This window comes from Halorubrum saccharovorum DSM 1137, from assembly GCF_000337915.1.
Lineage (GTDB): Archaea > Halobacteriota > Halobacteria > Halobacteriales > Haloferacaceae > Halorubrum > Halorubrum saccharovorum.
The window spans coordinates 1-12,933 of the sequence record NZ_AOJE01000037.1 but is presented as its reverse complement, the minus strand read 5'-3'; the positions used below and the strand labels follow the sequence as shown (position 1 = coordinate 12,933).

18 protein-coding genes are annotated in these 12,933 nt (G+C 64.5%); 2 read left to right on the top strand and 16 right to left on the bottom strand.

Going from position 1 to position 12,933, the window contains the following annotated elements; translation table 11 throughout:
• The 16 genes from C471_RS08525 to C471_RS08450 all read right to left on the bottom strand — a co-directional run.
• The coding region (locus C471_RS08525; RefSeq protein ID WP_004048205.1) for a hypothetical protein at window positions 1–316 on the bottom strand (316 nt) is incomplete at its 3' end.
• Window positions 313–690, bottom strand: a complete 378-nt coding sequence (locus C471_RS08520) for a helix-hairpin-helix domain-containing protein (protein ID WP_004048204.1) — start codon at window positions 688–690, stop codon at window positions 313–315. The genes C471_RS08525 and C471_RS08520, both read right to left, overlap by 4 nt.
• A complete protein-coding gene (locus tag C471_RS08515) occupies window positions 687–1,073 on the bottom strand; it encodes a hypothetical protein (protein WP_004048203.1) in 387 nt (128 codons plus the stop codon). The genes C471_RS08520 and C471_RS08515 overlap by 4 nt, the downstream gene beginning before the upstream one ends.
• A complete protein-coding gene (locus C471_RS08510; protein ID WP_004048202.1) occupies window positions 1,070–1,366 on the bottom strand; it encodes a hypothetical protein in 297 nt (98 codons plus the stop codon). The genes C471_RS08515 and C471_RS08510 overlap by 4 nt, the downstream gene beginning before the upstream one ends.
• Complete coding sequence (locus C471_RS08505) at window positions 1,359–2,144, bottom strand: hypothetical protein (RefSeq protein ID WP_152421848.1); 786 nt, start codon at window positions 2,142–2,144, stop codon at window positions 1,359–1,361. The genes C471_RS08510 and C471_RS08505 overlap by 8 nt, the downstream gene beginning before the upstream one ends.
• Window positions 2,141–2,536: a hypothetical protein gene (locus tag C471_RS08500; protein WP_004048200.1), complete on the bottom strand. Its 396-nt coding sequence runs from the start codon at window positions 2,534–2,536 to the stop codon at window positions 2,141–2,143. Before C471_RS08500 ends, C471_RS08505 begins: the two co-directional genes overlap by 4 nt.
• Before the next feature lie 233 nt (window positions 2,537–2,769).
• The gene (locus C471_RS08495) at window positions 2,770–3,054 is read right to left on the bottom strand and encodes a hypothetical protein (protein ID WP_004048198.1); all 285 of its coding nucleotides are present in this window, start codon (window positions 3,052–3,054) and stop codon (window positions 2,770–2,772) included.
• A 148-nt stretch (window positions 3,055–3,202) separates the two neighbouring features.
• Window positions 3,203–3,775, bottom strand: a complete 573-nt coding sequence (locus tag C471_RS08490; RefSeq protein ID WP_004048196.1) for a hypothetical protein — start codon at window positions 3,773–3,775, stop codon at window positions 3,203–3,205.
• Window positions 3,776–3,971: 196 nt separating this feature from the next.
• The gene (locus tag C471_RS08485; RefSeq protein WP_004048194.1) at window positions 3,972–6,605 is read right to left on the bottom strand and encodes an ATP-binding protein; all 2,634 of its coding nucleotides are present in this window, start codon (window positions 6,603–6,605) and stop codon (window positions 3,972–3,974) included.
• Window positions 6,606–6,867: 262 nt separating this feature from the next.
• The gene (locus C471_RS08480; protein WP_004048193.1) at window positions 6,868–7,527 is read right to left on the bottom strand and encodes a hypothetical protein; all 660 of its coding nucleotides are present in this window, start codon (window positions 7,525–7,527) and stop codon (window positions 6,868–6,870) included.
• A 91-nt stretch (window positions 7,528–7,618) separates the two neighbouring features.
• Window positions 7,619–7,936, bottom strand: coding sequence for a hypothetical protein (locus C471_RS08475; protein WP_004048190.1), 318 nt, complete (start codon window positions 7,934–7,936; stop codon window positions 7,619–7,621).
• A 2-nt stretch (window positions 7,937–7,938) separates the two neighbouring features.
• Window positions 7,939–8,763 (bottom strand): DNA polymerase sliding clamp, encoded by an 825-nt coding sequence (locus tag C471_RS08470; RefSeq protein ID WP_004048188.1) that lies wholly within the window; start codon window positions 8,761–8,763, stop codon window positions 7,939–7,941.
• Window positions 8,764–8,972: 209 nt separating this feature from the next.
• Window positions 8,973–9,392, bottom strand: a complete 420-nt coding sequence (locus C471_RS08465; protein ID WP_049909148.1) for a hypothetical protein — start codon at window positions 9,390–9,392, stop codon at window positions 8,973–8,975.
• Between the two features lie 214 nt (window positions 9,393–9,606).
• On the bottom strand, window positions 9,607–9,861 hold the full coding sequence (locus tag C471_RS08460; protein WP_004048184.1) for a hypothetical protein: 255 nt from the start codon (window positions 9,859–9,861) through the stop codon (window positions 9,607–9,609).
• A gap of 72 nt (window positions 9,862–9,933) precedes the next feature.
• A complete protein-coding gene (locus C471_RS08455) occupies window positions 9,934–10,179 on the bottom strand; it encodes a hypothetical protein (RefSeq protein ID WP_004048182.1) in 246 nt (81 codons plus the stop codon).
• Window positions 10,176–10,469, bottom strand: a complete 294-nt coding sequence (locus C471_RS08450; RefSeq protein WP_004048180.1) for a hypothetical protein — start codon at window positions 10,467–10,469, stop codon at window positions 10,176–10,178. The genes C471_RS08455 and C471_RS08450 overlap by 4 nt, the downstream gene beginning before the upstream one ends.
• Before the next feature lie 148 nt (window positions 10,470–10,617).
• On the opposite strand from C471_RS08450, the gene C471_RS08445 reads away from it, so the two are divergent.
• Window positions 10,618–10,866, top strand: coding sequence for a FaeA/PapI family transcriptional regulator (locus C471_RS08445; RefSeq protein ID WP_004048178.1), 249 nt, complete (start codon window positions 10,618–10,620; stop codon window positions 10,864–10,866).
• A 1,019-nt stretch (window positions 10,867–11,885) separates the two neighbouring features.
• Window positions 11,886–12,929, top strand: a complete 1,044-nt coding sequence (locus C471_RS08440; protein ID WP_004048174.1) for a hypothetical protein — start codon at window positions 11,886–11,888, stop codon at window positions 12,927–12,929.
• The last annotated feature ends 4 nt before the right edge of the window (window positions 12,930–12,933 follow it).

The following is a 12,933-nucleotide window of genomic DNA, read 5'->3' as shown; positions in this document are numbered from 1 at the left end:
GATGTGTATAAGAGACAGGGGCAGAGGCGTCGAGGGGCGTGTCGCCAGCGTGCTCCCGGACGACCCGCAGCGCCGCATGGAGCGCCTCGGGGTCGGTGGGCTCGCCGGCGTGGCTTGTCCCGACGCGCAGCCGGAACGTCGCCGTCTCGTCCGTGACGCCGTCGGGCTCGAACCACTCCGCGGGTGTCTCGCCGACCGTCTCGACGAGCGTGTCCTGGGCGTGGTCGAGGAGGTGGTCGGTGTCGGCCTGCGCGATCAGGTCGGGGTCACCGGAGATCGGTACGTCGATCAAGAAGTGGGTGTAGCGGTCGCTCATTGGTTCAGGTACTCCTCGATCGCGTCGGCCGTCGACGGGCCGATGCCGTGGATAGCCTCGATCCGCTCGCGGTCGGCTCGGTGCAGCTCGTCGAGTGACTCAAACTCCCGAGCCAGCGCACGCGCCGTTTTCGGGCCGATATCGTTGACCGACTGCGTGACCGTGAGGATCTGCTGGTGCCGGTCGTCGACCGCCTGTTCGACCCGGCGCTCGTACTCGGCCATCGGGATCTGGTTGGTCTTCCAGAGATGCTCGGCGTGTTCGACCGTCCCCTCCTCGGGCTCGTCCTCGGCGACGAATCGATCGTAGAGGTACACGAACGCGAGGGCACCCACAACGAGAACGATCGAAAACGGGTCAGAGCCGTAGGTCATACCTCGATCGAGCGATCGCGGTACGTCGAGGCGACCTCGCGAGCGTACGCCTGCTTCGAAATCTCGTCGCGCCGGTACTCGTCGATGACGCGTCGGTTGACGTACAGCCGCCCGGCGACCTCCTCGGTCTCCGGATCGACAGCCGTCACCGTCGCGAGGCGGTCGACCGTCCCGGCGTGGCTCGCGAACACGAGCGCGATCGTGACGAGCTGCTGGAGGTGCTCGTTATCGGCGTCCGTCTCGGCGTCGGTCGGCTGCTCGAACACGACGTGCGGGTCGCCCTGCGACCGGCGGAGGTCGACCAGGGAGATGCCGTTCTTCATCAGGCCGTCCCGGAGTGCGTACATGGCCGGACGGTTGCCGGCGCCGGAATCGGTGCTCACAGCACGTCCACCTCCTCGCTCGTTGGGTCGATCACGTCGATATCGTGGTCCCGAACGTCGACGCCGAACTCGTGTTCAATCTCCTCGGCGAGCCAGTGGGTGACGGCCTCGGGGTCCATACCGATCGCGTCGCCGGCGGAAATGGTCGGCTCGCCGTGGTCGACCACGGGGTTGCTCCCGCGGACGGTCGACGTGCGCTGCACTGTCGCCCAGCCGAACACCTCGCGTTCGTCGCCGTCTTCGTCGATGACGCTCAGTCGATCGAGGCGGCGGAGTTCTTTCGCGCTACGCATCGACCGGCCCCTCCGCTTCGATCGGGTCGTAGTCGTCTTCGGGGAACTGCCGCGGGACGATCGTGACGGCGAAGTTCTCCGCCGCGACGTGGAAGGGGTGCTCGTCGCGGGTGCTCACTCGGAGCGTCTCGTCCGGGTGGATGCACTGGAGGATGCCCCCGAACAGGTCGTCCGAAAGGCGGGTGTACGAGTGTGGACCCTCCACCATGTCGAGTGTTGCTGTCCCGACCGCCTCCACGTCCGGAACGGTTGCCCAGAGCGTGTCGCCGGTGAGCGTGACGTACACGGCGCCGTCACCGCTCCCGAACACCGTTGCGACCGCGCGTTTCAGCTCGTGAGCGTCGACCTGAGCGGTCGTCGCGTACTCCACGTCCGGGTGCGGGCTGATCGTGTCGGGGTCGTCGGGTTCGAGCGCGTCGAGGTAGTCAAGGCGTGAGCCCGCCGAGACCGATATCTCTGGGTCATCCCGGCGGATCTGGAACTTGATCGAGTCGGGGTCGTTGATGAACGAGACGGCGTCGAGGAACTGCTCGGTCTCCACCTTGAACGCGACCGACTCGGTGTCGGTGTCGTACTCGACGGGGATCGTCGCGTCGAGGCCGATGACGTTCGAGTCCGAGACCTCTTTGATCCGCAGGCCGGCCTCGGTGAACTGGAGCGTCGCTTCGTCCGTGAGGTACGCCAGCAGGCGCGCGACAGGCAGGAGGTCCGCCGTGTCCATGTGGGCGTCGAGACGCGTGAGGAGCTCCAACTGCGGCGGTGAGCGAGTAGTGCTCATGCCGTGGCCTCCGGGGTGTCGTCCTCGAAGCGATCGGCGTCGACGCCGTACACGCGAACGTCGATATCTTTCCCGACCGTCTCGCGCGTCGCGACGTAGGCGTCGTAGTCCTGATCGGGATCGACTTTTCGCAGGTAGGCCTCGTGGTCACCGCCGGGCACGACGATTTCGTGCGACCAGTAGCCCGTTCGAGGACCACAGTCGAGTTGGAGCCCGTCACTCGGCAGCTCCTTGAGGTTCTGCGGCTGGTGGACGACGTAGATCGTTCCACGCTTGTCCTCGACGTGAATCTCGATCCCGCCCTCCATCTCCGCGATCACCGGGAGCCGTTCGGCGAGTGGCGCGTCCGGATCGTATTCCTCGGGGACCCACTCGGGAAGCGAGTCAGTCATGCGGCGACCTCGCTGCCGTCGTCGATCGGTGGCTGTACGACTGCGTCTGCGTAGGGGGTTGTGCCGTGCATGGTCGAGCGACGGATTCGTGTTGCTCCGTCTATCTGTGTGAACAGTACACACCGGCTAAAAGCTACGGGGTGCCAACTGCGGTATCGATTTCGGTATCGGTATCGGTACCAGTTGCTCGTCGGGTAGAGAGCACGTCAAAAAGGTGTGCGGGTTAAAGCGATCTACTGCCCAACCGCGTCGAGAGCGGCGCGGCGAGCGGGTGGGATCGGTGCCCCGCCCGCCGTCTTCTGGATCTCACTCCAGCGGGCAGCGTCGTCGTCAGCCACGTCGGTGAAGATCGGCGTGTCCGACTCAATGAACGACTCCTTGTGGGCGAGCATGTAGTGGACGGCCTCGTGTCCGTTCGGGACCACCCCTCCATCGAAGTGTTCGCGGATGAAGTCCTCGTCGACGTTGAACGCACCACGGAGGTCGTGGGTGCCCTCGCCCCTGTCTCTTATACACATCTCTGAGCGGGCTGGCNCCCTCGCGCCATCAGAGATGTGTATAAGAGACAGGTGGTCACCTCCGGCTCCTGCACGCGCTTCGTTCGGTTCCGCGCCTGTTCGGCTTCGTCCGTCGGCTTCGGTTGCTGTTGTGGCATTGGTGGATACCTCAGTCGTGTCGTCGCTGCTGTTCGGCGGCGCGAGTCGTCTGGACGTGGCGCTCGATCAGATCCCAGAAGAGATCGTCGTCGTGGCGGTCGCGATACGTCGCGAGCCAGTACGCCTTCCAGAGAAACTCCATCTCGTTCGCGCCGATCGACTCGCCGTCGACCGTCAGATCGAGGTCGGCCGCAACGTCTTCGGGGTCACCTCTGGGAGTAAGCCCGATGAACTCCACGTCCTCATCGGAACGGCTAATCCCACCGCCCACGCGGTAGGTCGCCTGATCGAAGTTTCGGGTGACGAGATAGACCGATCCCAGCCACGTCAGCAGGAACAGGTCCTCGACCACCCACCCGTCATCGGTGTGTTGGATCGACGCCGGCGGCACCGGCGCGTACCGGCGCTGCACCTTCTGGAGGAGGTCGGCGTCGGCCTGCGCGTCGGCCAGCTCCTCGTAGAGGTGGACGATCGACTCGCGACCGTCCGCCGCCACGATCTCACGGACGCCCGACAGCACCCGGTCCCGGTCGGCGGGCGGGTTCTGCACGGGCTTCCGGTCATCGACGCGGAGCGTGAACACGCGCTGGCTGTCCGTCGGTCGGACGACGACCGTCGGCTCNCAGCCCGCTCAGAGATGTGTATAAGAGACAGGATGTACGATAGCTCGTACGCGGCCGTCCGCGGGACCGTGTGCGTCGTGTCGCCGTCGTCGAGCATGTACGAGTTACCAAACTCGCCGACGATATCGGCGTCCTCCGGGAGGTCCTCGGGCCGCATTACTCGAACACCTCCAGCATATCGCGGTAGGTCTCGCCGTCGACGGTCGCCTGCTGGCTCGGCGCCGGAAGCCCCTCATCGTGGAGTTGCGCGAGGCCATCGATGACGCCCAGCATCCCGGAGCGAAGGTTCTGCCGTTGCGTCCGAAGCATCTGAAACTCGGCCGTCTCCTCCCACTCCGGCAGCCGAGCGTACACGTACAGTTCGGTGTCGTATCTCGGTTCCGTGATCAGCGTGGGCTCCGGGAGGTCAAACTCCGTCTCGTGGGTTGCGAGCCGAACGTCGTCGTGGCGGAACACCGGCAGCACGCGGCTCACTGTGGCCTCGCTCGCCGGGACGTACACCACGTCGTCGAGCGCGTCGCGACCGCGGTACGACGAGCCCGTCTCGGGCTCCTGCTCGAACCACTCGGCCGCTCGCTGCATGGCCCGCTCGTCTCGCAGGTGCGGGACCGCGTCGTCGGGAGCGAGGTGGACGACGACCGTCTCACCGTGTTCGCGAGCCTCGGGGATCGAGCACCGCCCGGCCGACGTGTCGAACTGGCGCTGTCGAGACGCGTCGAGGTACTCTTCGATCCGCGTCACCTGATCGAGGTCGGCCAGATACTCGTACGTCTTCACCGCGCACGTCGCGAGCCGGACGTTACCGTGGCCGAGCGCGCCGACGTAGTCCGTGATCGACTCGTCGCTGTTCGAGGGGAACAGGATCAGCAGGTCGATCTGCCTGTCGAGGATTCCGCGCTCGGGGGTGTACCCGCACTCGCGCGCCTCGAAGTACGCCCGGAGGTACCGCGCCGACTCCTTGCACGTCTGGTCTTTGTACCCGCGATCGTTGTCGTCGGTGAGCTGCGCGCGGTGGAGTGAAAGCGTCCGGTTCGGCGCCTCCTTCCCGGCGTTCGGGTTCGAGTAGTTGTAGTCGCGGTCCCACAACTCGCGCGTCTCCTCGGAGATATCGAAGTCGTCGAGGCGGTCGCGGTCGATATCGCTCAGTTTGTTCCAGCCGAACTGTTCGAGGACGGTCTCCAGCCGGTTGCCGCCGACGCACACGACGACGTTTCCGGGGTGGTCGTCCCACACGGCACGCGCCTTCTTTTCCGACGGCCGGGCTGACGCCCACACCTCGGCGTCGTCGGGGAGGTCTTTGAGGAGTTGGTAGATTCGGACCTCACCGCGGTTCGATCGCTTCCACGGGTCGCCGTCACGAGCACACTTATCGACCGTCTGACTGAGCGCTGCTAACGCCGATGCGTGTCCATCCGGGAGCGTGAGGTCGAACGTGTCGAGGTGCCCGCGGATCGTACTCGATGACCAGTTGGTCGACGCATAGTCCTGCGCCTCGACGTACGAGACGACGTGATCAACCGCTGACTGCGGGGCGTCGATAACGCGGTCGGCGTCGGCGATCGCCGCGACCGACTCGGAGAGGTCACGCTCGAACGTCGCGATAAACTGTTTGGCGAGCCACCGCCAGAATCGCGGGTTCTCCTCGAAGCGGTCCCGGTCACCCGCGGGCGACGGCGTCCACACGTCGGCCGGCGCACACTCCGACGCCGGGAGGTATCCTTCCCGGTGCTCCTCGGGTATCTTCGCGTACTCGCCGTCGCTCACCCGCGTCAGCCCCTCGTGCGGGCCGGCGACGATCTCCTCATCCTCGGAGTGAAACACCACGTCGAAGCTATCCCGGTACGGAAGCCGAAGCCTGAGTTTGTCGTCGCCGTCGTTCAACAGCGAGGTGTCGAAGTTGCGCTCGATCGGCACGTCGAGGAGCACACACTCGTCGTCGGCGCCGAGGTCGTGGACGGCGCGGAACACACCCTCCTTCTCGACGACGACCGCGGCGTCCTCATCAACAGGCCCGTCGACGAACGGCGTCTCGCTCCGACCGCCGTACTCGTCGTCGACGATCAGCGAGCCGTCCGACGCGTGCTCGCTGTAGAGCACGGGTACCCGCGACCAGCGACCGATTTCGGCCACGGCGCCGGCGATATCCACCTCGGGGTCGGTGAGCGGAAACTCGAAGCGCGTGCCGTACTGGCCGTCCGCGAGCTTGTCCGGGAGCGACTCCTCCGCTTTGAACCCGGTCGAACACCAGTACCCGCGTACGTACTCATCCGTGCGCCGCGAGCGCGAGTGCATGTAGAACGCGCCGTCGAGGCCGACGCCGACCAGCCCCGACAGGAGCCCGATCCCGTACTTCCCGCCGCGATCCTTCGTGTACCGATTCGTCGAGACGCCGAGTTGGACACCAATATTGGAGATTTCCGCGTCGCTCATCCCCATGCCGTTGTCCTCCATGATCAGCGTCTCCGAGTCGGGGTAGTACGCGATATGGATCGTCGGCGTGTACGAGTCACCGAGCTGGTCGTCGGCGTCGAGACACGTCGCCGCCATGTTGGCGACGTACTCGCGGATCATCGACGCGACCGACTCGTACTTGTTGACGGACATGTGCTTGACGGCGTCCTCGAACCGCACGCCGAACTGCTGGATGCCGTCGGTGTCCTCGACCTGCGCCGTCAGATCGGGGAAGTCACTCGATCCCTGCTGGATATCGATATCGAGGTCCGACAGCCCGGCTTCGAGCGGGGCTAACGAGTCGGCCGATCCGATCTGGTTCGACAGCTCACCGCTCATCGATCAGCCCTCACTGGAGGTGCTAATCGCCGAGCGATCGACGATGCTACGCGCTGTGTGTAGGGGGTTGTGCCGGTGGTCATCGTGGGGACGGTTGTGTTGGTCCGTCTACCAGATAGCCCGGCCGCCGGCGATATAATACCTCGGGGTGCCAACAGCGGTATCGATATCGGTATCGATCGCGATACCGGTCGGAATCGATACGGAAGCGGTTGCTACTGTGGGCTTTCGTTCGTTACTATCGTATAGTAACGTGAGGCCGTTACGTATCTGCGTCGAACCGCAGCGGCGCGTCGACGGCGTCGGCGATCGCCTCGACGACATGCTCGAACGCCTCGGGCGGGAGGTCACGGTGCGTCCGGACGACGGTCACGCCGGCGGTCGTGATCGTGACCTTGCAGTCGCCGTCATGCTCGTCGTCGTACGCCGCGCTCGAAACGTGGAAGTCGTACCACGACTCGCCGTTCGTCGCGAGTACATCGAGAAAGGCGATCGGCGAGTCCGCGAGGCGGTCGGCGATCGCATCGGCATCAGTCACGCCCGGCGGGTCGGCGTACGCGAACCGCGCCGGCGTTGCGGTCGGGACCGAGAGCGACGGCGAGCACGCGATCACTTCGTGTTCGAGCTGGTCGTAGGCGTCGCGAAGGCCCGCTATCCGTTCCACCCCGCCATCAGTCACGAGGTCGTCCGGGTCCGCGGCATCGAGTTTCGCCGCGATCGAGTCCGGACGGATACCGGGACTATCGCCTGATTCCCGCTCGTTCGGCTCGTTGAACGTCCGTTGGCAGTCCGCACACCGATACTGGTCGGCGTCGGGGTTGTACGTCCGTCCGCCGCCGGCGCTGTTCGTGACGACCGACGCGCTGTCGCAGTACGGGCACGCCTTCACCGTCTCGTTCTCGGCGCTGTCCGAGTCGGTCATTCACCGTCGCCCTCCGTGTCGTCGGTGTCTTCGTCTTCCCCGTCCAAGTCGCCCATCCGCAGTTGCGCTTCGATCCGAGCCGTGTGGTTCATCAGAGCGCCCTCCGATTGCCGGGATCGTCTATCACGCACTCCACCTCGAACACGATCGCCTCTTCGCCCTGCTTTTTGATCGAGACCTGATTCGGCGCCAGCTTGGGATTCTTCGGATCGTGCAGGTCCTCGGCGTCGCCGAACGACCCCTCGTCGATCATCCCGTAGTAGGGATCAAGCGGGCCAGATCCGAAGTGTTGGAGCGTCGATCGCGGGGTCCGGAACACGATCTGTTTGTCAAACTCGCGGACCTCCGGCGGCACCCAGAGCCCACGATCGGCGTCGACGTGGAGCGTCTTCTGGTCGGTCCCCGACATGGTCAGTCACTCTGCACACGCGGCGCCAGCATTACGGTGCAGTCGCCAGCGAGGCCGCCGTCGCCCATCTCCGTGTGCCCGTAGTGGAACTTGATCGGGTGTTCCTCCCCCAGTTCGATCCGTACCTCGGCATCCTTCGGAATCGGCTTCTTGATATCCTTGAGGTAGTCGAGAGAGAACAGCGAGTCACCGTCGCCGGGTTCGGCGTCGATCGCGACCAGTTTCTCGTGGGTCAGCTCCAGATCCACGTCGTCCGTGTCACCCTCGGCCTCAACGTAGACGGCGAGTTTTCCCTCCTCGCTCGTTCCCGTCCGGAACCGAATGTGGTCGCTCACCATATCCGCGGCAGTGATCCCGCGTTTGAGGTCCGCGAAGTCGACCGTCATCGTCGCCGGCAGGTCGAGGTCGTCCGGAATCTCGGGCTCCTTCCGGATCGAGTCCGGGTCTATCAGCGCGAGCGTGTACGAGAGTCCGTCGACCTGAATGTGGAGTTTCCGCGTCTCGGTGTCGAGTTCCAGTTCCACGAGGTCCTCGCTGTTCCCCATCCCGAGAATGTCGAGGATGCGCGAGAGATTCAGGCCGATCACCCCACCCGTCGCGGAGTAATGTTCGAGCGCCTCGCGGTCGAGGCTGTCCCGGCACATACCGACGTTGGCCGGGTCGACGACGATCCCGAATAGCCCGCCGTCGTCGAGGTGCAGCTTCATCTCGTCCGCGATCGCGTCGAACTGCTCGAAGAACTCAGCGAAGTACTGCTGCTCGCCGATCGCTTTGAAGCCCGCGCTCGTTTCCGTCGCGTCCGCCGAGACCGTCTCGGCGCCGCTCATCGGTCGGCCTCCGTCCGCTTGGTGTTCCGGTTCGATACCGCTGCTGTCGTGCGCCCGAAGGCGCAGGTTCGTGAACTGCTCATAGGGGGTTGTGCCGCAGCCGCAGGGGCCGGCCCGGAATCGAACCGGGACGAAGGGCGCCGTCCGCCGGCCTGAGTCGCAATCGCGCGGCAATCGTGTGCGTGTCTATCTTACCGACACCCCCCGAATTATCTATCGCTTCCCCGCAGCGTGTACTTCGTGTACGAGTCGTCGCCGTCGGGCGTCTTTGGGTCGTCAGCCTCCGCCGAGTAGCGGAGCGCCAGCTCGCGCGGGCTCAAGTCCTCCAGGTCGCGCTCGGCCTCGATATCGTACGAGAGCGCCGCCTGCCGGACGCCCTCCGCGCTGATCGCGCCGTCGAACGCCGCCTCGGCAATCTCGCGGTACGACATGTCCTCCTCGATCCGCAGGTACACGAGCACGTCGCGATCGCGCCACGGGCGCTGTCCGCGCTCGATCGCCGCCGCGTAGTCGTAGTCGCCAGGGTGGCCGTCGTCGTCCGACTCGGTGATGCCGCCCCCGAACGCCGACAGCGGCATATCACCGTCCTGAGTGGTTTCGTCGCGTGACGGCATCGTGTGCGCGGACATTACGCCAGCACCTCGCTTGCGCTGGTTCGTGCGGTGGTATCGCTATCGGTATCGTGTGCGGTATCGGTATCGGTACCGCTATCGATACCGTCGGTATTGTGCGGCTGTCGCGTCTGTGTAAGGGGGTTGTGGCTCATCGTGGTCACCGGGGACGGTTTCCCGTGTTCACGTCGCTGTTCAACGGCCTGATACGTATAGCTTCGGGCTCGCAGGGTTATCGAATCTCGCGGATCCCGAGGCTTCGCAGGATCGGTTCGACCCACTCGGGCACGTCGCCGTGCAGCGCGACCGCCTCGGGTTCCGCTTTGGTCCCCTCGATGCCGATCTTCGTCTCCCGGCGCGTCTCCTCGCACACCGCGTGGACGACGCGGTTGTAATCGGGGTGCGACTCGATCGAGACCGTCACGTCCTCGGTCTTCTCGCCGGTCGGGTCTTTCAGGACCTCGAACGTCCGCTCTTGCGTGGACATACACTCTGGATCGAGGGTGCAGGATAAGGGAGTGAGCCATACCCGCGGTGAAAGTGGAACTGGTCGATCGCATTACGCGACCGCCTCCACAATTCGCGTCGAGCCCTGCGGCGAGATATCGCGCACGGACAGCTCGGCGCTCGCGAGCGCGCTGAGGACGGTCGCCGGGACGACCGCGGCCTCGACGACGACCTCCAGTGTCCAGTGGTCGCGCTGTTCGCTCGGCGGGAGTACGTCGGCGCTCGTGACGATCGGAACCCGCGAGCACTCGGTCGCCGCCTCACGCGTGCGTTCGCGAGCGCGAACCGTGCAGGTCACGACTCCAGCCCCGCGACGATCGTCTCGACGAGCGCCTCGCCCGCCGGCTGTTCGACCTGTTCGCGCTCGCGCCAGCCGTAGTGGTCGTCGACGTGGTCGATCCACGCCGTGATGCGCTCATTGCCGAGATGCTGATCGTGGATAACGTCGCCGTTCTCGACGACCCACACCCGGTGCGGCGAGCCCGGTCGGTGGTAGTGCGTGCGCCCGTCGCCGTCGATCCCGAGCTGGTACGCGCGCCGTGGGATGGCGTCGATGCTTTCTTGTCCGCTGGTTTGCGTTGTTGACATGGGTTCTGCTTGGTTTCAGACCCGACTCGCGTGTTCATGCACGCGGGTTTTCCAGAGCGAGTATCGCCCTGAGAGCCGGGTCTGTCTATCTCAGTATACGACAGGTTGCCACATAAAACCTTTTGTCATAGCTACCAGTATTAGAAATATGGAAGACGAGCCTCCGGAAGGACAAAGCGCATCTAAGGAGGAGCTGATCGAAGCAATCCGCGAGATCGACGGGCCGGCATTTACCGCTCCAGAAATTGCTGATAGTCTCGGAATCGGTGTCGATAGCGCCCGGCAATACCTCTACGAGCTTGTCGATAGCGACCTCTTGTCGATGAAGAAGCCCGGAAGCCGAACCGTGATTTTTTGGCTCAGTGAGAGTCAGCAGTCGGAGGTTTCAGAGGCATAATGATGGACGCCCTCCTCAGTGATCCAGTACAGAACACTTCGCTCTCCGGTCTTCTTTTTCGCCAGTAGCCCTTGATCAACGAGCGCGTTCATTCGTCGCCGTACGCCGTCAGTGGTGTGACCCACTTCATCCGCGATTTCAGGCGCGATAAACGCTGGATCAGGCGATTTTAGGAAAACTCGTAGGATATCAAGGGTCGTAATCGACGGATCTGGTCCACGGCTCACAGTCCCATTCTGTTGCGTTGTGTAAAATAACCCCCTCTTCAAAAACCCGTAGCTATGACTATGAGTTAAGTAGGTGGAGATTATACCCGCTAAATGGAGATGCACCCTCACGCCCCTTCGGTCAGCATCCACGGAGGAGCCACGGGTGCAAAATCCCCCGCCGGCGTCGGGGTTACGAGCGGCATAACTCGCAGTGGTGTGACGCGGTTCGACTCCGCGGGCGAGCATCCGGCTTTACGCCGGGGGGTGGCGACCTTCCGCCGCGAACAGGGACCGCGGTCGAGAAACCGATCGCGGGCATGGCCACAACACGGTGTGCCTGCGGGTGACACCTGCCGAGTTTTCGGCACAACCCCCTGCGAATCGCCCCGTGTGGGGCTTTTCAGTACCTCAGCACGCTTTCAGGCTGAGATCGACGTGCAGATCGACGTGGATACTTCCAGTTTCGTTGCGCCCGCTGGAACTAAGTGCAGTCCCGCGAGTCCTTGTAGTAAGCAGTATTACGATCGAATTAACGCGCGGGCCGGTCCCGCGTCTGTGGAGACATGCGGTCTCTCGCAGAAAGACTCCAGCCCTAAACTGGAGTCCGATGATGCCGGGCACAAACCCCCTTACGTGAACCCCAGTCAGGAGTTCAAGGTCGTGCGTTCAGGCAGGCCAACCCCACTAACGGAGGTGGTCTGCGTTGGCACCCAGTAGCGACTTTTCGCCGTGCGCTCATAAATCTTGTTACCGGAAACCGGCGGTATCGCCGGGGTATCCTGTCGTTAACAGGACATACGGGGGTGTGCGGTGACGTTCTCCGCCGAGGAGGACGGCTCGGACGCGATCGTTCCCGACTCCGGGAGTCTCCGCTTTGCGTCGTCGACCGAGACGATCGGCACCGTCGTCCGCGAGCCCATGAGCGCGAGTGCGCTCCACGACGCGCTGTTCGGCGTCGACGAACCGCTCCAGGACGCGCTCTTTGCGGCCGCCGAGGAGCTGGCTGCCGACGTGGACGGCGATCGCGTGGCCTTCGCTGAGCGTCTCGATGCGATCCGCGATCCGAACATGGACGCGTCGGTCGGCGGCGCGTTCGCCGAGGAGCTGATCGACGGACTCGCTGGGGGGAACCGGTTCCGCGTCCGGAGGCTCCTCGCGCAACTCGGGAGTAACACATATCTCGGTGTCCGGACGGGGTTCGAGGATATCTACGCCGGTCCGATGACGCTCCTCCGGGCGGCCGACGTGACGCCGACCGTCGTCGTGACGCTGTCGGCCGACCTGTTCGACACCGACACCGTCCGCCGCGAGACGCGCGAGACGCTGCTCGAATACGTCACCGAACTGGCGCGCGGGTGTGACGTGCGACTCGTCGCGACCGGTCGCGTTCAGACGCGACTCATGCAGGAACACCGCGAGCTACTCCCGGCAGGTGTTATTGAGAGTGCCGCCGCACGCCTGCGTGAAGCAGCAGGGGTTGTCGACGGCGACGACGTGGTCGCCGACGCCCTTGCGACGATCGACTACACCGATTCCGCGTGGAACGTCCTGCGCGTGATCTGCGAGGGACGGAGCGACTCGGCACGGTACGCGGCGCTTCGGTCGGACTCGCGTCTCGACTTCGGGCGGTCCCGTCTGAGCCAGTGTCTCTCCACGCTCACCGAGGCCGACCTCGTGTTCACCGAAGGCCCGCAGAACGACAAGTACGCGATCGCCACCCCAGCCGGCACCGCCGCGTTGGACGCGCTCGAAGACGATATCGGCCTGCAATCGGGACTCGGAGACTTCGAGAGCGAGGGTGTTAGCGAAACCCTTCAAAGCAAAGTTGATCCTGTCTCTTATACACATCTCTGAGCGG